This is a genomic window from Tetragenococcus halophilus, assembly GCF_001712815.1.
Lineage (GTDB): Bacteria > Bacillota > Bacilli > Lactobacillales > Enterococcaceae > Tetragenococcus > Tetragenococcus halophilus.
The window spans coordinates 1,541,626-1,567,452 of sequence record NZ_CP012047.1; the positions used below are offsets into that span (position 1 = coordinate 1,541,626).

At 33.7% G+C, this 25,827-nt stretch carries 26 protein-coding genes; 5 read left to right on the forward strand and 21 right to left on the reverse strand.

Features of this window, described 5'->3' with window-relative positions:
• Positions 1 to 276 precede the first annotated feature (276 nt).
• The 5 genes from AC806_RS07260 to AC806_RS07280 all read right to left on the reverse strand — a co-directional run bounded on the left by AC806_RS07260 (position 277) and on the right by AC806_RS07280 (position 3,246).
• Positions 277 to 1,101, reverse strand: coding sequence for a PTS system mannose/fructose/sorbose family transporter subunit IID (locus AC806_RS07260; RefSeq protein ID WP_069029081.1), 825 nt, complete (start codon positions 1,099 to 1,101; stop codon positions 277 to 279).
• A 104-nt stretch (positions 1,102 to 1,205) separates the two neighbouring features.
• Positions 1,206 to 1,967, reverse strand: coding sequence for a PTS mannose/fructose/sorbose/N-acetylgalactosamine transporter subunit IIC (locus tag AC806_RS07265; protein ID WP_069029082.1), 762 nt, complete (start codon positions 1,965 to 1,967; stop codon positions 1,206 to 1,208).
• A gap of 11 nt (positions 1,968 to 1,978) precedes the next feature.
• On the reverse strand, positions 1,979 to 2,455 hold the full coding sequence (locus tag AC806_RS07270; RefSeq protein WP_069029083.1) for a PTS sugar transporter subunit IIB: 477 nt from the start codon (positions 2,453 to 2,455) through the stop codon (positions 1,979 to 1,981).
• Entirely contained in the window at positions 2,448 to 2,873 is a 426-nt protein-coding gene (locus tag AC806_RS07275; protein ID WP_069029084.1) for a PTS sugar transporter subunit IIA, read from the reverse strand. The genes AC806_RS07270 and AC806_RS07275 overlap by 8 nt, the downstream gene beginning before the upstream one ends.
• 148 nt (positions 2,874 to 3,021) lie before the next feature.
• Entirely contained in the window at positions 3,022 to 3,246 is a 225-nt protein-coding gene (locus AC806_RS07280; protein ID WP_069029085.1) for a helix-turn-helix domain-containing protein, read from the reverse strand.
• Between the two features lie 127 nt (positions 3,247 to 3,373).
• On the opposite strand from AC806_RS07280, the gene AC806_RS07285 reads away from it, so the two are divergent.
• Positions 3,374 to 3,682, forward strand: a complete 309-nt coding sequence (locus AC806_RS07285; RefSeq protein ID WP_069029086.1) for a helix-turn-helix domain-containing protein — start codon at positions 3,374 to 3,376, stop codon at positions 3,680 to 3,682.
• A 142-nt stretch (positions 3,683 to 3,824) separates the two neighbouring features.
• On the opposite strand, the gene AC806_RS07290 is transcribed toward AC806_RS07285, so the two are convergent.
• From AC806_RS07290 to AC806_RS07300, 3 genes are read right to left on the reverse strand one after another with little or no spacing between them, the layout of a single operon-like run.
• Positions 3,825 to 4,274: a hypothetical protein gene (locus AC806_RS07290; protein ID WP_069029087.1), complete on the reverse strand. Its 450-nt coding sequence runs from the start codon at positions 4,272 to 4,274 to the stop codon at positions 3,825 to 3,827.
• 49 nt (positions 4,275 to 4,323) lie between these two features.
• The gene (locus AC806_RS07295; protein ID WP_069029088.1) at positions 4,324 to 5,235 is read right to left on the reverse strand and encodes a DUF5655 domain-containing protein; all 912 of its coding nucleotides are present in this window, start codon (positions 5,233 to 5,235) and stop codon (positions 4,324 to 4,326) included.
• Between the two features lie 39 nt (positions 5,236 to 5,274).
• The gene (locus AC806_RS07300; protein WP_069029089.1) at positions 5,275 to 8,328 is read right to left on the reverse strand and encodes a type I restriction endonuclease subunit R; all 3,054 of its coding nucleotides are present in this window, start codon (positions 8,326 to 8,328) and stop codon (positions 5,275 to 5,277) included.
• 202 nt (positions 8,329 to 8,530) lie between these two features.
• On the opposite strand from AC806_RS07300, the gene AC806_RS07305 reads away from it, so the two are divergent.
• Positions 8,531 to 9,709: a restriction endonuclease subunit S gene (locus AC806_RS07305; RefSeq protein WP_069029090.1), complete on the forward strand. Its 1,179-nt coding sequence runs from the start codon at positions 8,531 to 8,533 to the stop codon at positions 9,707 to 9,709.
• Between the two features lie 77 nt (positions 9,710 to 9,786).
• Complete coding sequence (locus AC806_RS07310; RefSeq protein WP_069029091.1) at positions 9,787 to 10,716, forward strand: site-specific integrase; 930 nt, start codon at positions 9,787 to 9,789, stop codon at positions 10,714 to 10,716.
• A gap of 46 nt (positions 10,717 to 10,762) precedes the next feature.
• On the opposite strand, the gene AC806_RS07315 is transcribed toward AC806_RS07310, so the two are convergent.
• The 3 genes from AC806_RS07315 to AC806_RS07325 all read right to left on the reverse strand — a co-directional run bounded on the left by AC806_RS07315 (position 10,763) and on the right by AC806_RS07325 (position 14,186).
• On the reverse strand, positions 10,763 to 11,977 hold the full coding sequence (locus AC806_RS07315) for a restriction endonuclease subunit S (RefSeq protein WP_083207575.1): 1,215 nt from the start codon (positions 11,975 to 11,977) through the stop codon (positions 10,763 to 10,765).
• Positions 11,970 to 13,562, reverse strand: coding sequence for a type I restriction-modification system subunit M (locus tag AC806_RS07320; protein ID WP_069029092.1), 1,593 nt, complete (start codon positions 13,560 to 13,562; stop codon positions 11,970 to 11,972). The genes AC806_RS07315 and AC806_RS07320 overlap by 8 nt, the downstream gene beginning before the upstream one ends.
• Positions 13,563 to 13,709: 147 nt before the next feature.
• Positions 13,710 to 14,186, reverse strand: a complete 477-nt coding sequence (locus tag AC806_RS07325; protein WP_069029093.1) for a hypothetical protein — start codon at positions 14,184 to 14,186, stop codon at positions 13,710 to 13,712.
• A gap of 218 nt (positions 14,187 to 14,404) precedes the next feature.
• Between AC806_RS07325 and AC806_RS07330 the strand changes: the two genes are divergently transcribed.
• Positions 14,405 to 15,727, forward strand: coding sequence for an IS1380 family transposase (locus tag AC806_RS07330; protein ID WP_014124571.1), 1,323 nt, complete (start codon positions 14,405 to 14,407; stop codon positions 15,725 to 15,727).
• Between the two features lie 423 nt (positions 15,728 to 16,150).
• Here the strand turns inward: AC806_RS07330 and AC806_RS07335 are convergent, their stop codons facing one another.
• The 8 genes from AC806_RS07335 to AC806_RS07370 all read right to left on the reverse strand — a co-directional run bounded on the left by AC806_RS07335 (position 16,151) and on the right by AC806_RS07370 (position 22,486).
• On the reverse strand, positions 16,151 to 16,828 hold the full coding sequence (locus AC806_RS07335) for an amino acid ABC transporter permease (RefSeq protein WP_069029094.1): 678 nt from the start codon (positions 16,826 to 16,828) through the stop codon (positions 16,151 to 16,153).
• Positions 16,828 to 17,670, reverse strand: coding sequence for a transporter substrate-binding domain-containing protein (locus tag AC806_RS07340; RefSeq protein WP_014125273.1), 843 nt, complete (start codon positions 17,668 to 17,670; stop codon positions 16,828 to 16,830). Before AC806_RS07340 ends, AC806_RS07335 begins: the two co-directional genes overlap by 1 nt.
• A gap of 198 nt (positions 17,671 to 17,868) precedes the next feature.
• On the reverse strand, positions 17,869 to 19,056 hold the full coding sequence (locus tag AC806_RS07345) for an ATP-binding protein (RefSeq protein WP_014125274.1): 1,188 nt from the start codon (positions 19,054 to 19,056) through the stop codon (positions 17,869 to 17,871).
• 263 nt (positions 19,057 to 19,319) lie between these two features.
• Positions 19,320 to 20,651: a dihydrolipoyl dehydrogenase family protein gene (locus AC806_RS07350; RefSeq protein WP_069029095.1), complete on the reverse strand. Its 1,332-nt coding sequence runs from the start codon at positions 20,649 to 20,651 to the stop codon at positions 19,320 to 19,322.
• A gap of 69 nt (positions 20,652 to 20,720) precedes the next feature.
• Positions 20,721 to 21,131, reverse strand: a complete 411-nt coding sequence (locus tag AC806_RS07355; protein ID WP_014125276.1) for a hypothetical protein — start codon at positions 21,129 to 21,131, stop codon at positions 20,721 to 20,723.
• Between the two features lie 320 nt (positions 21,132 to 21,451).
• On the reverse strand, positions 21,452 to 21,670 hold the full coding sequence (locus AC806_RS07360; protein WP_014125277.1) for a DUF6290 family protein: 219 nt from the start codon (positions 21,668 to 21,670) through the stop codon (positions 21,452 to 21,454).
• Positions 21,671 to 21,798: 128 nt separating this feature from the next.
• Complete coding sequence (locus tag AC806_RS07365) at positions 21,799 to 22,206, reverse strand: type II toxin-antitoxin system VapC family toxin (protein WP_014125278.1); 408 nt, start codon at positions 22,204 to 22,206, stop codon at positions 21,799 to 21,801.
• Positions 22,190 to 22,486, reverse strand: coding sequence for an AbrB/MazE/SpoVT family DNA-binding domain-containing protein (locus tag AC806_RS07370; protein WP_014125279.1), 297 nt, complete (start codon positions 22,484 to 22,486; stop codon positions 22,190 to 22,192). Before AC806_RS07370 ends, AC806_RS07365 begins: the two co-directional genes overlap by 17 nt.
• A 235-nt stretch (positions 22,487 to 22,721) precedes the next feature.
• Here AC806_RS07370 and AC806_RS07375 point away from each other — a divergent pair, with 235 nt between their 5' ends.
• Complete coding sequence (locus AC806_RS07375; RefSeq protein ID WP_069029096.1) at positions 22,722 to 24,083, forward strand: IS4 family transposase; 1,362 nt, start codon at positions 22,722 to 22,724, stop codon at positions 24,081 to 24,083.
• On the opposite strand, the gene AC806_RS07380 is transcribed toward AC806_RS07375, so the two are convergent.
• Both AC806_RS07380 and AC806_RS07385 read right to left on the reverse strand, forming a co-directional pair.
• Positions 24,067 to 24,792, reverse strand: coding sequence for a lipoate--protein ligase family protein (locus tag AC806_RS07380; RefSeq protein ID WP_069029097.1), 726 nt, complete (start codon positions 24,790 to 24,792; stop codon positions 24,067 to 24,069). The two genes, AC806_RS07375 and AC806_RS07380, sit on opposite strands and share 17 nt — an antisense overlap.
• Positions 24,793 to 24,849: 57 nt before the next feature.
• Positions 24,850 to 25,701 carry a transporter substrate-binding domain-containing protein gene (locus tag AC806_RS07385; protein ID WP_069029098.1) on the reverse strand — a complete coding sequence of 284 codons (852 nt, stop codon included), beginning with the start codon at positions 25,699 to 25,701 and terminating at the stop codon, positions 24,850 to 24,852.
• Positions 25,702 to 25,827 lie beyond the last annotated feature (126 nt).

Genomic DNA, 25,827 nt, shown 5'->3' on the forward strand with positions numbered 1-25,827 from the left:
ACAGCTATAATTTCGTCATGAAGATAGCCTTTACTTATAACAATCAGAAGTTTTCCTAAATGGCTGAAACATTTTTTTGATTAAATGGTCTATCTTTGCGTTTTATATATGCTTTATTTAAAAAGCTGCAAAAAATTTATCAGAAAATAAAGGTATATGGAGTCATTAATAAAATTTCACAAGTAAAAAGATTGAAATACCAGTTAATTTATAATGATTTTGGACTTTCAAGTTTTAGATAGGAACATATAATTTCATTCAATATAGTTTGTCTTTTTAAAAAACGCCTAAAATTGCTCCTACTGCTGAAATAACGATAAGAACTAGTAAAACGCTAGTAGATTTTATTTTTTTATTCAACAAATATAACGACAACATAGTAACCGCTAATGGCAACATTCCTTGTAACAATTGGTCTAAAATATCTTCCTGAATATCTAATTCTAAATCCCCGTAGCTAAATACAAAGTCAGTACTTAATTCAACATAATTCGCTGTTAGTGCACCAATAACCACAGCTCCCATAATTTTTGCACCAAGCATGACTTTTTTTAGCAAATCACCACCCATTAATTTTTGGATGCCTTCTTTCCCATAGTTATAGCCTTGTAACCATAAGTTATAGGCAATTCCCAGCATGATTACAAACATAGCAATTGTATAAAAAATAGGGCCAAATAAGTTACCTTCAGCTCCGATACTGATTGCAATTGATAAAAGGATTGGAACTAAAGTGCCTTGCCATAAGGTATCTCCAATTCCTGCTAGTGGTCCCATAAGTCCAGTTTTTATGGAATTTATAGCATCACCAGTAATAGGAGCACCATTTGCTTTTTGTTCTTCCATTGCAATAGTCAAACCACCAATGATCCCTCCAAAATGCGGCTCTGTGTTAAAAAATTCTAAATGACGGGTATAACTTGCTTTTAAATCTTCACTTTCATCTTCATAAAGGTCATTTAAAACAGGTAACATAGCATGTAAAAAGCCAGAAGCTTGCATCCTTTCATAATTATAATTAGAATGCGAAAAAAAGGTCCAACGCCAAAAACTCTTTTTTATTTGCTTTTTTGTAAGCTTTTTTTCCTTGTTATTTTCCATTAAACTAAATCCTCCTCTTCTCTTATTTAGACTTTTTCAAATAAATTCAAGAGTATCTATAAATTTTCACTATTTGATTTATTATTAAAAAACATTAACTAATTTTACGCTTCAGAACTATCTTTAAATAATAGTTGAGTGTAGATAAAGGCAATAATAAAGCCAATAATGGAAACTGCAATAATGGGTAGTTCCATATATACTGCCAATATAAAACCTAAAAAGTAAAATACTGCTGTTTCTTTGTTCATAACAGATTTTAGTATCATGGCAATACCTAGTGCAGGCAACACGCCTCCAATAACTTCTAGAGCATGTAAAGGAGTTCCTTCTAAAGCATCTAATATGTTCGTGACTAATCCTGAACCAAAATAAGTAACAACGAAAACTGGAACTACTGTTATAATAAATAAAAATATTTGAGGAGCATACATATGAAGGCGCTCAATTTGTTTATCATTGCCTTTTGTAGCATTTTTATCGATCATATGTTGAAAAGAAATATCTACGGTCATATGTGCAATCCAAATAACTGTTCCTAATAAACCAATAGGAACTGCTAATGAAACAGCTACTTCCGGAGAAGCACTTGCCGCCATAGCCAAAGCTGTTCCTAGTGTTCCTGCTAGCCCCGGGTCCATCGGAAGAGACCCCCCAGCAGATATATAAGCTAAATATGGTAGACTAATTGAAGAACCTATAATACATCCTTGCACTGGATCGCCTAATACTAATCCAACCAAGGTACCACAAATAATAGGTCGAGCTAAAACTGTACTACCTAGCACCGTGAGCCATGGAGTCCCATTTACACTCAAAAAATATATAATACCTATTAATATTGCTTGTAAAATATTAATGTCCATCTTTTCTCACCTCACAGATAATTTTTTATATTGGTTTTTTTCTGATCAGGGGTCACCTGAACAAAAACATCTACATTCTCATTAAGGATATTTTTAAAACTATTCACTTCTTCCTCGTTAACAGATATATTTCGGAATAATTTAAATCGATCTTTTCTAGCTCCCATCCCTCCGACATTAACTGAATCGATCTTTATGTTCTGACTAATCAAATATTCTATAACCTGAGGAGTTTTTGCCAAAATTATTATATTATTTTCGTTACTTTCACTTTTATTAAAAAAATTAACAGCTTCAACCTGGCTAAATATTTCTACAGTAATGCCTTTAGGAGCAGAAGAGTTAATTATCATTTTTAAGAAATCATCCTGCGCCACTTCGTCATCAACTATAATTATTTCACTACCTTTTGTTTCGTGTACCCAAGCCGTCATTACTTGGCCATGTATCAAACGATCATCAATTCTTGTCAACACAATTTCACTCATTAGTCTCACTCCTTTTTATTGTATCGAATAACTCTTTTATACCGTCTTTACCCATTTGTTGTACATGTTGGGCAAGTACATCTAATGCCATATTTTTCCTACAATAAACAGCTTCTATAATCATTGGTAAACTAACACCAGTCACAGCTCTGTAATGAACTACATCCTTTAAATTTTTAAAATTTTGAGCTGTTACATTGTAAGGGCTAGCTCCAAAAATATCGCAAAAGACTAATATTCCTTCTCCTTGGTCCATATCTTTTATTTTTTCTGTCACAGCCTCCTTATACTCTTCGATATCAGTCTCATGGAAAAGCCCTATACCTTCAATTTGTCTTTCATTTCCTGAAATTAATTTTAAAGCAGATAAAAAGCCGTTAGCTAATTCACCATGCGTAAGTATTAAGATTCCTATCACTCTTTCTCACCTCCTCGCTTATAAAAATGAACACAACAAAAAGGCTGGCTTAACCAAATTGATGAAAATTTGGGTTAAGCCAGCCTTTGTTACTCCCCTCTTATTAAGTAATATGTTTTAAAAAAACTATGTTTCCAGTACTATCTAACTAATATGAACTTATAAAACGGAAAAACTTGTCAAAATCCTTCTCAGCCAAATTAAACGCTTTCAATAATTTAACTATTAAATTACTTCCTACATTACGTTCACTTTTCAAAATACGATAGATAGTTGATGGAGAAACATTCATACGACTTGCCAATGAATACACATTATCATTATACTGATTCATATAATTGATTAGTGTACTTTTATCCAATACAATTTTCATAAAGCACCTCTCATTGCAATATAACAATATTATATACTTTTTATTGTTTTATTGCAATAGTTTTTCTTATTTCATTTTGCTTTTGTTGACAACAGGCGATATTGTTAAAGAAAAAGGAAAGAAAACTATGCAATTAGGTGAACAGTTAAAATATTTAAGACAAATTAAAAATTTAGGTGTAAATCAATTAGCGTTAAAAGCTGGTCTTAAAGGTTCCCAAATTTCACGCTTAGAAAATGGTGAATCTCAAAACCCTAATTTTCACACCATAAAAGTTCTGGCAAATGCACTAGGTGTTTCACTAGCCTATTTTGATGATATCTCTGAAAATAAGGCTAAATCTGAAATTACTGCTCATCTTTGGGAAGATATTAGCGATGAACAATTAATTGAAATTACTCGTTTTATTGATTACGTGAAAGCTAGGGATGAATAACTTCGGTTTATATCCCTTCACATCACGAGATTTAAAAAATAAGCCTATAGACAAAGTTCAGATTTTGAAACAAAGTCTATAGGCTTATTATTATCAAGCTAACAAAGATAAAATATACTTTATACTTTTGAAAGAATTGTACTTAGTCTCCTTCGTTTTCCCTCGGTTGCAATGTTATCGTTTCAACATCTTCATCTGAGTCATCCGCTGGCGTAAAAGTAATATTATCATCTTCCTCAGAGACATCAAACGTATTACTTTCGTCTTCATTTTCTGTATCTTGAAGCGTAATTTGATCACCATCTAATGTATATTCAAATTTAAAATCCATCTCACTAGCTAATTCTTTAGCAAAATCTTCACCCATTTGTTCCCATTCATCAGTAGCCGTTGATTCCATGCTGTCAACATCGACTTTTAACGTCATCACATGATCAGAAAAAGATGCGATCATATTGGGTACATCTTCTTCATCAGGTTCAATAGACCAGTTATTTTCTTTTAATTCATCCTCAGAGACCTTTGAACTACAACCAACTAGAAATGTTAAACCTAACGTACCCAACAATAACCCTTTTATCCACTTTTTCATTTTAAAATTCTTCCTCCTTGTCTAACGATTAGCATTACTATTTAAAATTTCATTTTCCTCTCATCCATGCTTGCTTTATCACACTTAAGATATATTCTACATTTGTATCATATTGGATACTGACTTCATAATCTCCGTTACCATAGTGACCAATATTCGTTACATCTCGAAATATATTTTGTGAATCATCTAAATCCCCCATTTTGGCATTTAACCAAATTTTTACTTGTTTCTTCTGAATAGCTATATCACAAAAATTTGTTTTTCTTTTAAAAGAAACATAATGTTTATTAGCTGTAACTTGAATATTAGGGTCCCAATCTAATATCGCTTGCTTTATACTGTGATAGAGTGCTTGACTCTCCTCGTTTCCTTTAGAGATTAAATCTTCTTCTGTATAAACTTTTATTTCCTTATTCAATTTATTCACAGATTCCAAATTCTCTTTTTTATGATCCGCAATATAATTTGTTTTTGTTATTTCTTCCATTTCTATTAAATTCTTTTCAAAAGACTTAACCTGAATCAAATCAATAGGCAATTGCGGATTGGAAGCTGCACCCTTTTGATAACTACTAAATACTGGAGAAATAAAAACTACTCTTGATTGAGACCAATCAATGTCTTTAATCGCCTTTATCTCATATGGAAATACTTCATTAAATGCAAGAACAAAAGCTGCTTTTTGTTCCAACATAATATTTAAATAAGTATATCCTTGGTCCACCAATGATTCATTTTTTGTCTTTTTGTATTCAATGATCACAAAACTAGCTGTTTCGCTGTTATAAGCTAACGTGTCTAAACGAAACTTTCCAATAGCAAATTCTGTCTTAACAAAGTCCAGATTCATTAACTCAGTTAAATTATTTTCAACTAATTGTTGTACATCCTTTTCTTTTTTGAACGTTTTTTCATATATTGGCTTTACTCGCTTGTTTTCCAACTGAAATAGTGCCAAATCTTCTCCACCTTACTTATTAACTTTCATTCCTATCAATTATTGTCTTCTAAGAGGCAATATCTCCTCTTTCATTACCTTATCCAATTCTTTACGCATCGTTTTCCCATATTTCAATTTAGACACGGGTTCTTCTGCTTTTTCTTTATAAGTTGAATAATCAGCTGTCCGTTGTAATTCTTGTTCTCCATTTTGATGTTTCTTTTTTGGATTATAATTTTCCATAACGTAAGCTAATTCCTCTTCGTCTACTTGCCATTTATCCGAAAATTCTTGTTGTACTTCATAGCTTGTTCCTTGAATCATATCTTCCAACAAATTTGATACGTTTTGGTCACGATAGTTTTCTGGTTCTTGTTGAATATTACTCCATAGATAACGCATTAATCGAGCTAATTTTTCATTACTTTTTGCTAACTGATCTATATACTGATCCACTTCATTCATTGCTTTTTGATCTACTTTGGAGATTAATTCATATTCATCATCACCACTTGGAACAAACGCTTGAATTAAGTTTAAAATATATTCATAGTTTATTTCTTCTGTTTTGACTGACTCTAGTTCGTAAAAAATATCAATAGGCTCTACTTCGCCAGTCTCCGGACCATCTTCTTTTATTTCTTCTAACGCATTTTTATATCTTCCGTGAAACTCTTCTATTTCATCTTCATTGATAGGAAACACAGTGCCCATTTTGTCTTCAGTAAAATCTGTATATACCTGAACAGATGAATAAGCTCTATCTAATTTTTGATAAGCTTTAATAAACTTCTTTAATTCCGCTTCATTCAAATTTTCTACCTCTGCAGGTGAAGATACAATTTCACGCATTTCTTCAATTGCTACAATAAAATTATCTGTAGCTTCTTCCCAACTAGGTGCTAAAACTTCTGTTTCACCACCATTTGAATAAAGTATTAATGCGTTTTTTACTTCCTCTTCAAAGATTTTCGGTTTCTGAAAGGTAACTATTTGTCCATATTTTTTATTTTTATCAAACAGACGATTCGTCCTAGAAAATGCTTGAATTAGATCATGTGGTTGCATTGGTTGGCGATCAATAAATAATGTCGATAAACAAGGGGCATCAAATCCAGTTAATAACCGGTCAACAACAATCACTAAATCCAATTGTTCTGAACGGGCTAAATACTTTTCTTTTTTACGAGACAGCCGATCGTTAATATTACGGTTATAAGCACGCATTGTTTCTAATGTAAAGTTTGTTCCGAATTCTTCATTGTAATCTCGTAAAATTTCTTTCATTTTCTCTTGCTCTTTACTAGAACTTTCTTCATTTTCACTAATTGAATAAGTAATCGCAACTTTTGGAAAATCAGGTAAAACTCTCTTTGTTTTTTCTTCAACACGTATATCTGTTTCACCTGTTTTTACTTTTTTAATCAGGTCATAGTAATTAAGTGCCTTGTTAATAGAGCTAGTCGTTAAAATAGCATCGTAAGTTTGTCCAACTCCCTTAGAAAAGCCCAACTTCGTTCGTGAATTATTGACTATAGAGTCAATTACTTCTAACATATGGTCTTCCCGTTCATAAACATCTTTAGGAAGCAACTCTTCCCTTTCTTCAAGCAACATTTCATCCAAATTAAATCTTTTTTGTGGGTGACTCTCTTCTATAATTTTATCTAATGTATTTTCAGCAAAAGTTGCTTTATATTCCACTTGAAAACCAAGAACAGCTTGATCATGAATCGCTTCTTTAACTGTATATTGGTGTAGACATTCACCATATTGCTGTTCAGTTGTTTGTGGAAGATCTCCTAAAACACTCTTCTTATTTTCAACGAAAATAGGCGTGCCAGTGAAACCATACCATAAAGATTGACGGAAGAACGCCTCAATTTCACGTTTCTTTTGTGGACTGACAGCGCGATGACACTCATCAACAACGAAAGCTAATTTTAATTGGGTTATTTTCTCATAACGTTTCGTACCTTCTTTATCAGCAAAACGTTTCATCACATAATTTAATTTCTGGATAGTAGTCACAACAACTGTACGGTCATCAGAAAGTAACTTTTTTATCAAATCATTGACATTATCAGTCTCATCAATATTGACTACATCATTTTCTGAATAAGATAAGAATGAGGCTGTCGTTTGTTGGTCTAAGTCACGTCGATCCACAATAAATATCGTTTTTTGAATAGAAGGAATTTGTAAAAGATTTTTAGCTACCTTATAAGAAGTCAATGTTTTACCCGAACCAGTCGTATGCCAAACATAACCTGATTTTGATTGCATAGAAGCTTGTTTTACCGCTTCAATCGCATGGATTTGATAAGGTCGTAATAAAATTAAAGACTTTCGGCTATTATCAATAACAGTATATTGAGTAACCATCTTATGTGCCATAGGAATAGACAAAACCTCTTGCGCGAATTTTAAGTAATCAGTAATGGGTTTATTTTCATGATCAACCCATTTAGTCAAAAACTGCTCGTTAAGTTTTGTATCTATTGCCGAAGCAATATAGCGAGTCTCTGCCCCATTTGTTATCACAAACATTTGTAAAGTAGAATAAATCCCCGTGAACTTTCCTTCTTTTAGATATTTACGAATTTGACGAAAGGCATCCATATACGGATGGGCACGATTTTTTAACTCAATATGAATCATAGGCAAACCGTTAATCAAAAGTGTCACGTCAAAACGACGATCATTATCATCTAATGAACGTTTATTTGATTTAAATTGATTAATTACCTCATAAGAAGAAGAACCACCTGCTACGTCCTGACGATTAATAACACGTAAACGAATTGTTCCTAAAGTCGCGTCTTCTCGTTGAACTTGAACTTTTGCTATCCCATTTTCTCCACTTAACCAGCGTGCAGCTTCATAGAAATTAGGAAATTGTAATTGATTCTGTATTTGACGAAATTCTTGTTCTGTCAAAGGCACACCATTCAAAACATTTTTATTATTCGCTTCCAATTTCTTACGAAAATTTTCCCAAAGCTCATCCTCAGTATGTAAATCATCGCGATATGTCCATTGAGATATACCACTGATTAATTGTTTAATTAAATTATTTTCTAGTTCTTGTTCTGCTGTAAATTGTACCAACTACCTTCACCTCATTAATTGCTATAAATCATTCTATTCATTATGTAAAAATTCAAAACGTTGTTTTTCTATTAGTCTATCATAGAAAAACGCATGGGCAATAGGTGTTATATGAAAATAAATCGTCTTTTATAGTACTCGTTTATTTTACTAAACGAAAAAAAACCTAATTGATTACTATTTAGCTGTAAAGCGCTATTTTATGGATTGGAAACAGCGTAAGCTTGGAGAAATTTTTCAACAAACTTCAAAATATATAAATCCAAAAGAAACTGATACAGATTTATGGAGTTTGACAATAAAAGATGGATTAACTCCAAAGACTGATAGATACCAAAGAGGTTTCCTTATTAAGAAAAAGGATAAATTTAAAAAAGCTATGCCAAGAGACTTTGTATATAATCCAATGAATATGACTTTAGGTGCTATCGGATATAATAACACTGGTAAAGCTATTGCTGTTTCAGGCTATTATGTAACAATGTTTTCTAACGATTTAGTTAATGATTATTATATAAATACTTGGATGCAGACTACACAAGCATTAAATCTTTATAAAAGGTATGCAACTGGTTCATTGCTTGAAAAACAAAGGGTACAATTTCCGACATTGTCTCTAATCCCTTTTAAAATGCCAAAAATTAAAGAACAGAAAAATATTGGGGAATTTTTTAATCAGCTAAATAACCTTATCGCTCTTCATCAACGAAAATTAGAACAATTAAGAGAACTTAAAAAGGCGGCGTTACAATATCTATTCCCACAACAAGATAAAAAAGAACCAAAAGTAAGGTTTACTAGTTTTAACGAAATATGGGAACAGCGTAAACTCAACGAAGTATCTGAAAAAGTTAGAAGAAAAAACAAAAATAAGAAATTCACAGAAACGTTCACTAATTCAGCTGAATACGGAATAATCTCTCAAAATGAATTTTTTGATAAAAAAATTTCAAATGCTAAAAATATAGGTAATTACTATATAGTACATCAAGATGATTTTGTTTATAACCCCAGGATTTCTTTTTTTGCTCCTGTAGGGCCAATAAAACGTAATAATCTTAATAGAAGTGGCATTATGTCTCCGCTATATTATGTTTTTAGACCAAAAAATATCGATTTGACTTTTCTTGAAAAATTTTTTGATACAAATTATTGGTACAAATTTATGAAATTGAACGGTGATACAGGCGCGAGGGCAGATAGGTTCTCTATTAAAGATTCAGTTTTTGAAGAAATGCCTATTCCATATCCTGATGAACAAGAACAATTTAAAATTGGAAATTTATTAAAACGTCTTGATGAAATTAACGACCTTAATCAACAAAAGCTGGAAGAACTACAAAATTTTAAAAAAGCTTTCTTACAAAAAATGTTTATTTAAAACACTTTCATTATGTTTAAAACCTCGCAATAATAGTAATGATGAATAGTCATCAAATACTATTAGGAGGTTTTTTTATGGTAAGAAATAAGCAGAAAGAGCAATTGTTTCATAAGTATTTTGAGGAATGGATCGATTTGTATAAAGTAGGCGCAGTTAGATCAGTTACGTTAAGAAAATATCATTTGACCAACCAAAGAATTATTGAACTAGCACCCAAATTACGAATGAAAAACTTGAATCGACAAAGTTATCAGTTACTTTTAAATGAATATGCCAAAACTCATGAAAAACAGACAACAATGGATTTTCATCATCAAATTAAAGGAGCAATTTTAGATGCGGTAGATGAAGGAATACTGGATAAAAATCCTACCAGAAAAATAGTAATTAAGGGAAAAGAAGCTGCACAAAAAAACACCAAATTTTTGAATCAATTTGAATTACAACTATTACTAAAAAAATTAGATTTAAAAAGTGAGGTGAATTGGGATTGGTTTATTTTGCTATTGGCTAAGACTGGTTTACGTTTTTCTGAAGCACTTGCTCTCACGCCTAACGATTTTGATTTTTCTACACAAAAGTTAAATATAAATAAGACTTGGAATTATAAAACTTCCAAAGGTGAATTTCAGCCGACAAAAAACGAATCTTCAAACAGAAAAGTACAATTAGATTGGCAAATCGCTATGCAACTTTCACAGTTGATAAAAGATTCTGATGAAGATAAACCAATCTTTGCTAGTAAAAGGGTTTTTAATTCAACAGTAAATAATCGATTGAAAGTTTTATGTAATAAAGCAAATGTTCCAGTTATAACTGTGCATGGTCTACGACATACACACGCTTCATTGTTACTTTTTGCCGGGGTATCTATCGCTAGTGTAGCTACACGATTAGGTCATTCTAGTATGGCAACTACGCAAGAAACTTACTTGCATATTATACAGGAACTGGAAAACCAAGATAATGATAAGATTATGCGTCATTTATCTATGTTAATGTAAAAATAAGGTTCCAATAGATTACTTTTCGTAATCTATTGGAACCCTCTTATATGAACATTTTTTGTAAAAAGGCTTTTTTTGTATCCTGAAAATTTTCCAATTTTCCTTGATAAAGCTTTATTATATTATCTAAATTGTTCATGTATTGTTCAATTTTATCCTGCTCCTCAGTCTTGGGAACTTTAACTTTTATGGAACTTAAAACTGGAAATTTTAAATTCCAAGTATCCGATGTTAAACCTTGTGAGTTCCTTTTAAAAGCTTGTATCATTTCGTTTTTTTTAAACATAAACGAAAAGAATTTAGAATTAATCCCTTGTTTTGGTGTTATAACAGTATATGCTGGACTAACAATTCCATTGTAAGGTGAATAACCACTAGCGCCTTGCCACATACGCATAGAATTATATGCAATATCATGACGTTTAACACTTTTATAGTTCGTTTTATTCAAACTAGAATTATCTTTTCTATCTAACTCCGAAGCTTTGACTACACCTGAATTAATAGTTACTGAAATTAGTTCTCCCTCTCCACTTTTTTCTAAACGTTCTAAGAAAATATCCTTAATTTTATATGACGACCACCTGTCGTCCATGAAGTTAGCGAACCTTACTTTTGGTTCTGCTTCATCTTTTTTGGGAAATAAATATTGTAACGCCGCCTTTTTAAGTTCTCTTAATTGTTCTAATTTTCGTTGATGAAGAGCGATAGTACGATCAATTTGTTTTAATAAATTTCCAATTTTAGTTTGTTCATCGCTACTAGGGTACGGAACCGGCATTTCTTTAAAAACTGAATCTTTAATAGCAAATCTGTCCGCTCTTGCTCCAGTATCACCATTTAATTTCATAAATCTATGCCAGTAACTTGTATCAAAAAATTTTTCTAGAAAAGTCAAGTCTATATTCTTTGTTCTAAAAACATAATATAATGGCGACATAACACCAACTTTATTAAGTTTATTTCGTTTTATTGGTCCAACCGGTGCAAAATTAGAAATCCTCGGATTATAAATGAAATCATCGTTTTGGACTATATAATAGTTACTAATATTTTTCGAATTTGAAATTACCTTATCAAAAAAATCATTTTGTGGGACGATCCCATATTCTGCTGAATTAGTAAATGTCTCTGTAAATTTTTTATCCTTATTTTTTTCTGTAACTTTTTCAGAAATATCTCCCAACTTACGCTGTTTCCAATCGTCATAAAAGCCTTCAAAACGTACTTCTGGTACTCTTTTTTCTTCCTTACTCATGATTAAACACCGCCTTTGCTGCTTCGATAAATTCTTTTGATTCATCAGTGACAGCAAGTTCATCTATCATAGAAGAAATTTCAGCTTCTGATTTTTTGATCTCTTTATCAAGATCAACAATCTCTTTACTTAAAGCCGATAGATCCACCGGCTCTTCCTCTTCGAAGGTATCCACATAACGAGGTATATTTAGATTAAAATCATTTTCTTCTATCTCATCATAATTTGCTGCATGCGAAAATTTATCAACAACTTCGCGTTTTTTGTAGGTTTCAAGGATTTTATCAATATGTTTATCTTCCAATACATTCTGATTTTTTCCTTTAGTAAATTCATTTGAAGCATCAATGAACAACACATCTTCGTTATTCCGATCTTTTTTTAATACAATAATCGTAGTAGGAATACTTGTGTTGTAAAAAATATTTGCTGGTAGTCCAATAACAGCATCAATGGAGCCATTTTCAAGTAATTCTTTCCGAATTTTCCCTTCAGCTCCACCACGGAATAAAACGCCATGAGGTAATACAATGGCCATTACACCAGAATCTTTTAAATGGTAATAGCCATGTAAAAGAAAGGCAAAGTCTGCTTTAGATTTGGGAGCTAAAACTCCATACATAAAAAAACGCGAGTCATCTAAAAAGCCCTTATCTGCTGACCATTTCGCACTATAGGGCGGATTCATAAGTACAGCGTCAAAATTCGTTGGTTCTTCAGTTGGCCAGTCTGCATCTAAAGTATCAGCATTATGTAAGTGTTGATTTGCTGCAGATACATTGTGCAAAACCATATTCATACGTGCTAAGTTATAGGTAGAAGTATTAAGCTCTTGTCCAAAAAAGTTAACAGTCCCAGGCTCGTTCGTAAATTTTTTGACATTAAGTAATAATGATCCAGAACCCATTGTTGGGTCATAAACGCTAAACCCTTTTTTATCTTCCTTGCCTTGTAACACAATCTGTGTCATTAAACGAGAAACAGGCTGTGGTGTGTAAAATTCTCCTGCTTTTTTGCCAGAAGCTGAAGCAAACTGTCCAATCAGATATTCATAAGCATCACCTAATGCATCACCCTCATGCGCAATATCTAACGTATCCAGTTCCTTCATAATTTCACCAATTGTTTGATTTTGTTTTTGGATACCGGACCCTAATTTTCTTGAATATAAATCAACATCTTCAAATAAATTTTCGTATAATTCACTGCTTTGTTCAATATTACGAAATCCTTGTGCTAAATCTTCTAGTTGAAAATTACCTTTATGTACTTCTCCTACTAATGCTGTAAAAGTTAATTGTGGTTCAAGTGTGTAATAGAAATCAAACATTAGCGCATCGATTAAATCTTCTCGCGTTTCTGGATCGTTGTAAGCTTCGATATATATTTTTTGTGCTTCCTTCAAGTCTGCTGGTTCTTCTTCTAGCAACTCAGCAGCATGATACAACATCGTATCAGAAAGATATTTATAAAAAATTATACCTAGCAAGTAGTTCTTATATTCAGTAGCATCCATCTTTGAACGTAATATATCAGCGCTATTCCATAGTACCTGATAAATCGTTGAAGCTCTTTTCTCTGACATTTAAATTCTCCTCTTAAAATACATTAGTTAGTTAATTTTTACTATTAATTATATCAGACAAACTGACGCTGGAACACAGTGAAAATAGAAAACTATGAAAAAGTTGAGCTACAATAATTGTACAGCTCAACTTCTTCCGTGAATTTTTCATCTTTTAAATAATGATTTCAAAAAAACTGTAGTAAATGAAGTTACTATTGAAGCTTTCTCAAAACCTCTTAACTCTGAATAGGATTTACCTAAATCCCTAATTAAAGAAATTAACCATTTTAAAACCAAAAAAGTTGCTGGAAGAAACAAAATACTTGCTATATAAGCAAAATAAAGAGAGTCAAACAGCCAAATAACAAATATTAATAGGTATATTGTTAATCCAACAAAAGCCTTATTTTTCTCCACTTTTTTGCTGACACCCGGTTCAAAATAAAGCCATAGCAACGAAAAACCTATTAATAAAAATACAGCAACAAAAATACTTGTAATCCCTCTACTCATTACATCGCTAACCCATTTTGAAAAATCAAGGTGGTACTTATCAACAGCAATAAGATAAACAGACGTTAAGATAAAACTCACTCCAAAGTATGCTTCATTCTTTGAAATATAATTTTTGATTGTTCTCATTATAAACCCGCTCCTTTATTGAATTAAACGTTATAATAAAATTACTTTAAAAGAATAATTTATCCTGAATGATTTATAAATTTTTCCCAGGATCATTCAATCCTTGGCATGTGCTTTTTTCTAAAGGTTGAGTTGCTTCACCTTCTGGGTGTACAAAAAGAACGCACTTCGTGTTATTGTAAAGTCAACGAAACATAACAATAAAGGAGTGCGTTCTTATGTCTATTACTTTACAACAAAATTCTCTTACATTCAATAAGCAAAAAGCCATCTTGATCGCCAATGACGGTGGCACCTTAACCAATGACGCGGGGCTCGTCTTACTTTCGGAGTTTCTAAATCAAATTCGTTTTGATTCCCTGTTAGCGCAATACGTTCATATTCCAGAGTATCGTGCCTTCGCCCAACATGAATGGCTGGATGTCGTAAAACAATGGCTATATCAATTGATCGCTGGTTATTCTCGAGACCGAGACGCCAATACCTTACAATATGATCGCCTTTTTAAGGAAGCATTGAAACAAGAACGCCTTAGTTCGCAATTTATGATGTCTACTTTGCTTCATACCTTGACAGAAGAAAATGTTAATCAACTATTACAAGTGGCGAAAAAACTTGGCGATTTAGGCATGGACCAGCAAAACAGCCAACAACTCGTGCTTGATCTGGATTCCACCTGTTGTCCCACTTACGGAAAGCAAGAAGCAGGGGAATATATTTACCACTATGGCCTCAATGGGTATCATCCATTTGTGGCATTTGAAGGTTTAACCGGATTGGCATTAGATGTTCGCCATCGTCATGGCAAATCTTATACCTCCACCCACGCCGAAGATTATCTCGTAGAAATGTTGGCGCATTACCAACAACGTTCGAGTGATCCCACAATGCTTGTACGCGGGGATAGTGGCTTTGCCAAACCGGAAATTTATAAACAATGTGAGTGTCGAGGCGCCCATTATGTGATTAAATTGAAAAATAACGTACGGTTGATTCATTATGCGCAACATCTTGTCCAATATACCAACGGTACGGACTACACAAAGTCCGAACATCAATATTTTAAGATGGCTTATCAAGCAGATTCTTGGGACCGATCTCGAACAGTAGCCATCAAGGCTACTCGAAAAGCCGAAACTTTACTTTTTTCCGAATTTCAATTTGTGGTGACCGATTTCGCTCATCTTTCGCCCCAAACCATTTTTCAGCTCTATCAAAAACGAGGGAATATGGAAAACTTCATTAAAGAAATGAAGACCGGATTTTTCGCTGATAAAACGGACAGTCCTTCCTTTTTAGCGAATAAGGTTCGCTTAGCCCTAAGTTTTATCGCCTATAATATCATCCACTTGATGAAACAGCTGACTTTTCCGCAAGAGAAAAAGACGACGGTGATTGACACGATCCGTTTTCAACTATTTCATATTGCTGGAAAAGTCACAGAACACGCGCGTCAAGTGCAAATTCACTTATCAAGTACGAATGTTTACAACACGCTTTTTTGGGAAGTCCTTACACGAATTCAGCGATTGAATCTCTAGTTTACTTTTCCCCTTTTCCTCTTGATAAAAAAGGCTTGGCTTTCATTCTCTAGGAAGAATTTTATCTTTTTTTAGCGTCGTTCGATCATCCCTTTCTATTCTTTATTCAAAAGCGGCGATAAAAAGGGAAAATAACATAAAAGTCACCTCGTTGAACAGTCGAATGCGTTATCCACAAATTTTTATAAATCATTCAGGTTTATTTTTCAGAAAAAATTGAACAGTTTTTCCAAGTTTTGTTATTTTCAGTCCGTCTCGTACTCTTTATTTTATTCAGCTTCCTTAATTGGCATTCCATTTTCCACTAACAACACTACGCTTTTTTGTATCATATTTCGATCTTCTTCGAATTAATTCGAATTTAATTTAAGCTTTTTATTCAAGAAACAAAAAAGTCCCTTATCATACTATTCTTGTACAGAACTACTTTTCCCTAAAAGACGTTCCATATCGCTTAGCAAAATACTCCTCCAAACGTTGCTGAACCGCCTGAATCGCTAAGCATAGAATCCAATAAATAATAGCTACTAAGACATACATCGACATAAAGTCAAATGAACGTCCTCCTACAATTTTAGCATTCTGAAAGATATCAGGTATGGTAATCATCGCAGCAAGTGAAGTTCCTTTTAATATATCCATTGCCACATTGCTTAACGCTGGTACTGAAATTCGGAAAGCTTGTGGCATAATAATCAAACGCATCGTTTTCGTAAAATTAAAGCCTAACGCATAAGCAGCATCCCATTGGCCCGAGTCAATTCCTAAAATAGAGCCTCGATAAATTTCCCCCATAAATGCACTGCCCGTCAAAGTAAAACAAATGATCGAAGCAGTTAAGGGATGAAGTTGGTAAGGTAATCCAAAATAGAGGATAAACAATAGCACTAAAGCCGGCACTCCCCTAAAAAAAGAAAGCCACCAACGAACGATTCCTCGTAAAATCTTACTAGGGATTAAGCCAAGTAATGTTAGCAAAAGACCGAAAAAATTTCCCAATAGTAACGACATAAGAGCAATCCCCAAAGTATAAGATAAACCTTGTAAGATAAAAGGGAGCGATTCCCACATCAATGTAAAGTCAAGTCCTGGAATATACATTATTCAACATCTACCTGTTCAATATTTTCTACATCCGGCTTTTCTGAGACATCCGCATCAAAATATTCTTCTGAAATTTCTTTAAGTGTGCCGTCATCTTTCATTTCAGCCAATACTTCATTTACTTTTTCATGCAAAGCCTCATGTTCTTTTTCAAACAAAAAACCATTATGGTCTAAGTTAAAATAAACATCATCTAAAATTTTTACTGGAACGTCAGGTAAGGCTTCTGTCGTCATTTTTTGCAGATAATAATCATTAACGACCGTATCAGTCCGTCCGTTAGCAACATCAGTCAGATATTGCTCATTTGTAGCATTATCATAAGTAACTAATTCAGCCCCATATTGCTCAGCCGCTCTCATATAACTAGTATTAGGCTCACCCGCAGCTTTCTTTCCTTCTAAATCTTCTAAAGAAGCAATTCCTGAATCATCTTCTTCTCGCACAATTAAACTTGCAAATGAATACTTTATCGGTGAAGATAAAAGGAAATTTTCTTCCCTATCACTGTTCAAGCTAAAATCATTTGCCGCAAAATCAGTGTTTTCATTCTGAAGTGAAGAAATTTGTCCATCAACGTTGTATTCTTCAAATTCAATATCAACATCTAACCGATCAGCTACCTCTTTCGCAACATCTACATCGTATCCTACTAACTCGTTATCATCGTTATAAAATGAAGAAGGGTACAAGGTCCCAGATGTTGCTACTGTTAATTGACCTTCTTCTTCCACATTTTGCCAACTGTTATCCTCTTCTGCACTATTTTCTTCGTTGTTAGTACAAGCGGTTAATACTCCTCCTAAAAGCAGTAATAAAACAATAAAGTTCTTTTTCACTAATTGCCCTCCTTATATTTAAACAGTTTTTTTAACTGTTATAATTTTAACGCTTTCAATTGTAAAATAAAACGACTGAAAATACAATTGATTTTGAATAAACAACCGAAATTATACTTACTTTTTAGCAAAGAGGTTTAGATTATTCTGTAATAATTTTAACAAGATTGCTGTTCTATTAAATTTCTTACTCTTTTACTATTCTTCATCCAAAAGCCAATTAATAACATTGACTTGTTCAATGCCTTCATCATTTGCATAGCCTTGGTCAGCCGTTAATAAAATTTTTCGGTAATCATCTTTGATTTTCTTCAATGCAGAAACTTCCCGATTATACGTTTCATCGTCAACTACTGTATAAGAAACTTGATAGTATTCCTTAACACCTTGCTTAATTGCCACAAAATCAACTTCAGTATTTTCAATCGTTCCTACATAAATTTCATAATCTCGACGTAATAACTCTAAAAATACAACAGTCTCTAACCGACTACCAATGTTTACACGTTTTGTTCCTAAAAGTGCATAACGTAGAGCCATATCGACAGGATAATATTTGGAATTAATGGATAGGTACTTTTTCCCAGAAATATCATAGCGATCACACCGATAAAACAAATAGGCATCGAGAAATGCTGACAAGTAAGACAAAACTGTATCACTAGTTGTCTTTTCTCCCATTGAAGTTAACGTATTCGCAATCTTTCTAACAGTAACTAAGTTGCCAGCAGTATCTGTTAAAAAACGAGCGATTTGTTCGACCAAAGCGCTATCGCTGCGTTGCTTACGTTGTAGGACATCCTTAATTAATACAGTATTGACAATACCATCAACATAATCTTCAAATGTTTTTTCATCTTCTAATTGGACAGCAAAAGGAAAACCTCCAAAGTTAAGATAATTTTGAAAATCTGTAGTCACATCTCCGTTAAAGGCACTATGATATTCTTTAAAGGATAAAGGATGAACACGTACTTCAATATAGCGTCCAGAAAGTAATGTAGCTAACTCCCCAGACAACATAAATGCATTAGAACCAGTAACATAAAGGTCCACGTTAGGACGAATAAAGAAACTATCCAATACTTTTTCAAAATGAGTCACTGTTTGAATTTCATCCAAAAAAATATAGTATTTTTGCGTTTTATCCATTAAGCTATCTAAGTATTGGTATAACTCGTAATAGTCTAAATATTTTTCATATGCCAAGTCTTCAAAATTAATAAAAATGATCTGCGATTGTTCAATTCCTTCATCAAGCAATTGTTGTCGAAACATTTGTAAGATTGTCGATTTTCCACAACGACGTACACCCGTCAATACTTTAATAATTTGCTTATCTTTGACTCGATTTAATTTTTCTAAATAACTCGTTCTTTGTATCATATTTCCACCTACTTTCGAATTAATTCGAAACTCATATATATTTTACCATGTATTTCGAATTAATTCGAATATATTATAATTTTTCTATATATTTCTAATCATTTGGTTTTTATATTGTAATTTTAAAAATACAAGCAGTCTAATTAATACATTTATGGATAATAAGGGCTGGCGGAAGTTCTCTTTATCTATGAAAAAATAGAGGGAAGCTTCATAGCATTCCCCCTATCTTTACCTTTTTTATATACTTTATCTCAAATAATTCAATACAAATACTGAATGTCACTTGCTATTGTTGGATAAGCAAAAGGCGTTTGACTGACATCTTCTGCGGAATATCCTTGTTTAATTAACAACGTTAGATAATTAATCATTTCGTCAGCTTCCATGCTCAAACAAGCAGCACCTACTACTTGATCGTTCTTTTGATCGATAACTAATTGTACCAGAGGTTGTTTTTCATGTTGTCGTTTATAGGTAATCCAATCCTCCATAGGAACAGTTTTTACTTCATACCGCTCTGTGTCTTCTTGCGCTCGATTTACCGTTACGCCTACTTGAGCCAATTTCGGCAAGGAGAAGATGATGGTTGGAATATATGGATACTCAATTTCCGCGTGGTCTCCTAAAATTTGTCCGACTACATAGTTCGCCTCATATCCGGCAACTGGTGTTAATTTAAGCACGGGAGAAGCTGCCGAATCACCGACTGCGTAAATATGTGACACGTCTGACTGTAAATGTTCATTTACCTTAACGCCTTTACTTGAATAGTCAACGCCGATCTGATCTAGCCCTAGTTGATCCACATTGGCAATCCGACCCACTGCAGCAAATACCTTGTCTGTTTTCTTATCAAAATCATTGCCTATTACTCGATAACTTGCATTGTCCTCTTGAACTTCCGTGATTTCTTTATCAAAAACGATTTCCACGCCATTTTCGGACAACTGATCACAAAGTTTCTTCACTAATTTTTTTGGAAAAGCCTTCAAAGGACGATTATTATGATGAATCAATGTGACTTTTGCTCCTGCAGAAGAGGCAATTCCAGCAAGTTCAAAAGCAACATATCCGCCACCTAGGATTGTAATACTTTCTGGCATTTCATCTAAATCTAAAAAGTCTGTACTTGTTTGTAAAAATTCTTTGCCTTTGATGTCTAAAATACGTGGACGCAAACCAGTAGCGATAATGACGTTTTGAGCTTCAATTGTTTGTTGCCCAACTTTTAACGTGTGTGGATCGACAAAATGCGCATGACCATTAATCGTTTCAATCCCATTATTTGCAAGGCTATCGTGCGTGCCCGGACTTATTTGTTTTGTATACTCTCGTTTATTTTCCATTAAATCTGACCAATTGATTGAATTTTGCGTATTTAATCCTTGCCCCGCTAAAAGATCCGCTTTTTCTTTTGCTTCTACTGCAGCATATAAGATTTTTTTAGGATCACAGCCACGATTCGGACAAGTACCGCCCCACAGATCTTCTTCCACAATAGCTACTTTTTGTCCCTGAGCTTTCAAAGAAGAAGCAGCCGCCGTGCCAGCTGGGCCCGCACCAATCACAACAGTATCGTATTTCTCTACCATGAATTTCACTCCTTATGTCCTTGATATCCAAATATTGACTACAAAATTTCTAAATTTTTTAACCACAATTTATATAAACGGAAAATCATAACGTCGCATCTCAACATGCCACTGCGGTTTTTCCAATTTAATTCTTTCCTTAAGTGAATCCAACGTTTCTTTCCTAATATCTCCTCTTTTATACAGAAAAGTATAGAACTTTTTTAAACTTGTAGCATTTTCATTGATTTGTTTAACGCTTGACCACATCGCTTTTTTAATAAACCAGTAACCCAGAAACTCTCCAATAAACAAAGTTCCTTTTTTGGCTTCCACGAACTCATCGTAAAGCAGAAAAGTATTAATATAAAAATCAATATTATTCACATGTTTATAAATAGTTTTCGCACTAAGCTTTTTATCAATCAACTCTTGTTCAAATTCATCTAGTAGCTGTTTGTTCTGCTTTTTTATCTCCTCAACGTTTGCTTCTTCTTCCATCACTATCACTCACTCCTTTGCGTCCATTTTACCATATTCTCCGAAATCTTTTTTCCTCTGAATTTTAACAAAAATGTCCAAACCAAGGTAACTTCAGCAAACTTCCCTTTATTGTAAATAAAAGGAAGGGAAGTTCTATGTACTTACATTCATTTACCACAAAATGAAGGGACTTTTTATTGACTTCCCTTCGTTTTTAGACTCTTTTTCAAGATAAATTCATTAATAAATTTATTAGACTAAATAACAACTCAAAAAATAGACTATTAATAAGCTATAAGTCTTTAATAGTCCTCGGCTAGTGTTTATATGTCTTCATATCATATCAAATCTAATCTCCGTTTAACCTCACCTCTAGATACAGTTTCACCATGACTCTCTTTTAAATTTTGAACCGCTTCATAATAATCATTCTCATTTTGTACTCGATCTAAAATCGTTTGTTTCATGAATTCGGTTACATAAACACTCTCAAACTCAGCTAATTCTTTAATTTCTCGATATTGCTCATCTGTAAAATATAAAGAAGTTAATACCATGCCAACACCTCCCAAATCAGTTTTAACACACGCTGAACTTTAAATGAAGTTTATCTAAATTTTTTAACAAAACAACACTAAAAAAATAATATGCTTTTTAGAATGCACAACGCTTCTAATAAAGCATATTATTTAAACTTATGAATTAATTCTTCAGGCGTATAGACAATTAATCCACTGTTAAGATAGTCATCAACATTTCTAGTAACAATGCTTTCTACACCGTTACGAGTTGCCGTAGCTATAATCAAATTATCTTCATAATCTTCCCCGCTTAATTCCAACGCATTGATACAATCCAATTCTGTTACAGAAAGCACTTCATTTAATTGTAATAACTTTTTAACTTCGTTCTTTGCGTTTTCCGAACCATATTTTTCTAGAATATAATAGATATCTGTGATCATATTTGCGGTTATATATCCCTTAATCACGCCATAGACAGATAACATATAAACTTCTTTCGATTGTTTATAAAATTCTTCTCTTTTTGCTAGTACATCTAATATTACATTAATGTCAATGATGCAATTCATGTTTTACCAACCGTTTCTGTTTTCTTTCTGCTCTTTCTGTTTTCACATCTAAATCCTTAGGTAAACTAACAGTACCTACTAAATCTTCTAATAATTCTTTTTTATCTTCTGTCACATCTTCAATAACAATTCGCTTTTTCCCATCAGGCTGTGTTTCCACTGTTATATTGACATTTTCAATATTTTTTAAATCGGCATTAGACAAAATCGCTTTAGGTAAAACAATTCCTTTAGTATTTCCCCACTTCTTAATTTTACCGCGTTTTCTCATAATTTCCATGATTGCTCACCTCTTTTATTTATTATAGCATAAATTATACATAAAGTATAACCTAAATTATACATTATGTATAATTAATTCTAGAGTTTTATATTATAAACTAAAACTTGAAAGTTCAAAAATACAGTTCATCCCTTGATAAATAAACGTTTTTTGATACAAAAATAGCATGAACCACTCAAATCCTGGTATAATAGAATCAACGAAAAACCACTAACCAAGGAGTGTTCATGCCATGTCAATTATAACACAAACAACGCCAAACTCAGAAAAAATTTCTACCTCTGTGTCTGATTTTTTTCATCAGTTCCATGTAGCTTCTGCTCTTAAAAAATCGAATGCCGTGCACAGGAAGGGTTTCTCCGTTTCTGTTATTTTTTCGTTCCTATTAGCTTCGATCTTTACCAACGGTTCTACCTATCGGTTTTACCAAAAGCAAAAGGAACAGCTATCATTTTCAGATAAAACATTTCGCAACGTTTTGAATGATCCGCACACTCATTGGCAAAAATTACTGATCTTAGTGGCTAAATCCGTCATTACTTTCCTACGTCCATTGACGGGTGATGCCCGAAAGACCAAGTTTATCGTGGATGACTCCATGTATACCCGCTCGAATGCGAAAAAAGTGGAATGTGCCGCTTTACAATACGACCATGCCAAGAAAAAATATTTCAAAGGATTTCGTTATTTACAATTAGGCTGGAGTGATGGCAACAGCTTTGTCCCCGTCGCTTTTTCCTTGCTCTCCGGGAAAAGAAAGCTCCAATCTGATCTTGATATCGGGGATCAACGCACGAATAGGGGGAAACGTAAAGCTCAAGCGCTTCGTAAAGGTACGGAAGTGACACTGGAACTGCTTCGATCGGCTTTGAACCAAGGGATCCATGCGGATTATGTCTTATTCGATACTTGGTTTTCCAGTCCCAAAATGTTCCAACAGATCCGTGACCTGAAATGCCACTGCGTAGCGATGGTTAAACGTAGTCAAAAGATCTACTACCGTTATCAAGGCCAAAAGATGGATGTCAAAGAAATCTTCAAACGAAACAAGAAACGCCGCGGTCGTTCTCGCTATCTTTTGAGTGTCCAAGTAGAAGCTGTCGTAGAAGGGAAAATCCTTCCCATTAAGTTGGTATATATTCGCAATCGCAATAAACGAAACGACTATTTGGTCTTAGCTTCGACCGATATCGATCTGACCGAAGACGAGATCATTCAGCTCTATGCTAGACGCTGGTCGGTGGAAGTCTACTTCAAGATGTGCAAACAATACTTAAAATTAGCCAAGTACCAAGGGATTTCTTATGACGGGATCTTTGCGCATACGACACTGGTAGCTATCGGTTATATGATCCTAGCGGTGCAAGAACGTGAAAGTAAAGACGACCGAACGCTTGGCGAGTTATTTTATCTTCTCATTGATGAGCTTTCCGAGCTTTCTGTATCGGAAGCCATTCTGCAATTACTCGTTTTATTCCAAGAAGCTTTTGCGGATGAATATGTTTTGGATGAAGCCGTATTAAATAACATTATCGAACAGTTCCTTGAAAAACTACCTTCCTCTATACAAAAACAGCTCAAGCAAGCAGGTTGAAGTTAATTTTGTGCATGAGATCCTTGGTATACCAAGGGATACGTATCGAAAAGTAGGTTTCAAGTTTTAGTTCTTTAATTAATAATTTGCGAAAAGCTTCAATCGTAATATCTCGATGCTCTTTCGCTAAATAAGGTCTTAAAGCAGTGACACGGCTCTGAACAGATTTTACGCCTTTAGCAGCTAGCTTCTTTTTGTTAGGCGTTAATACTTGTTCCAAAGTTTTATAATCAGCGTCTAATAGTAAAGTTCCACCAACAATCACCTTGCTATCATTAACTAACATTGAAGTGCCAGAAAATTTCTTTCCATGAATTAATAAATCATTACGTCCCCCAAATTGCGCCTCTTTGACACCTAAGTGCTGCAGCGCTCGTACAATAGGCTGAGTAAAACGGGAAAAATCTTGGTAAGAAGCATGATCGTTTTTTCCTATAAAACCATAAATCAATGTCCCTTGATCATGATAAACAGAACCTCCACCTGAAGAACGACGAACCAAATCAATTTGTTGTTCTTCCAAATAGTTCAAATCAACTTCTGCAAAAGCGTTCTGATGTTTGCCTATAATAACGGCTGGCTGATTAATATAAAAACGCATAATCGGTTCATCTAGCTGTAATTCATTAGCTAAAAAACTGGCAATTGCATAATTATATTTGGGATCACGTACCTCTTGTCCGTTACGCTTTTGGTCAAATAAATACATCTGTCTACTCCTCATGAAATAAACAAGCGAGATTTTTTAACCTCGCTTGAATTGTTCTTATTCATCTTCGTCTAAATATTCATCAAAATCTTCGATAGATTTATCCATGCCTAGATATTCATCATAGATTTCAGCTAGGGTGCCATCTTCCGTATTTTCGATAATTACTTCATTTAAGTCTTCTCTTAACTCATCCGAACCTTTAGGTACAACCAGTGATGCAGGTACATCGGGTACGGTCTCATCTAACACACGCACAGATAATGGTTCCGGTTGTTTATCTAAATAATCTTGTTGCCCGACATCACTACCTAAATAAAAGTCAGCCCGATCTTCTGTAATTAATTTCATGGCTTCGTCCACATCATCAATAGGAACAAGCTCGCCCCCAAGTTTTTCTGCCTCTTGTCCAGAGGAAGTTGATACACTTTGTGCTGCTCGTTTGCCATCTAAATCGTCCAATGTTTGAATGTCACTATCTTCAGCGACGATAACGCCCCACACTTTGTCAAAATAAGGTACAGTGAAATCATACTGTTCTGCTCGTTCAGGTGTTTCACTTAAGCTATGCATCGCTACATCAATACGATCGCTATTTAAACTTTCCAAAATGGAACCAAAAGACATCTCCACAAACTCTGCTTTTACATCACCATCTAAGTCTTTGACGAGCTCTTTAGCCATATCGACTTCATAACCCACTAACTCCTCGGTATCTTCATCATGATAGTTACTTGGTGGGTAGCCACCCGTAATCCCAAATCGAAGGACTTCAGTCTCTTGATCTGAGGAAGAATCCGTAGCCGCTGAATCTTCTTCTGAAGCTTCCTGGTTTTGGCAAGCAGTTAAAAATACCAAGGACACAGCCGCTAATGCTGTCAATTTTCCTAATAAACGCCTTTTCTTCATTTCCGACCTCCTAAATTAATACAGAAAATAAATCTGTTCCACTCTTTTAAAGCTATTATACTATCTATCAGTAAGTTGTCAACGGTTAAATAATTGATATACCAAATAAAATAAAGAAATAGCTTT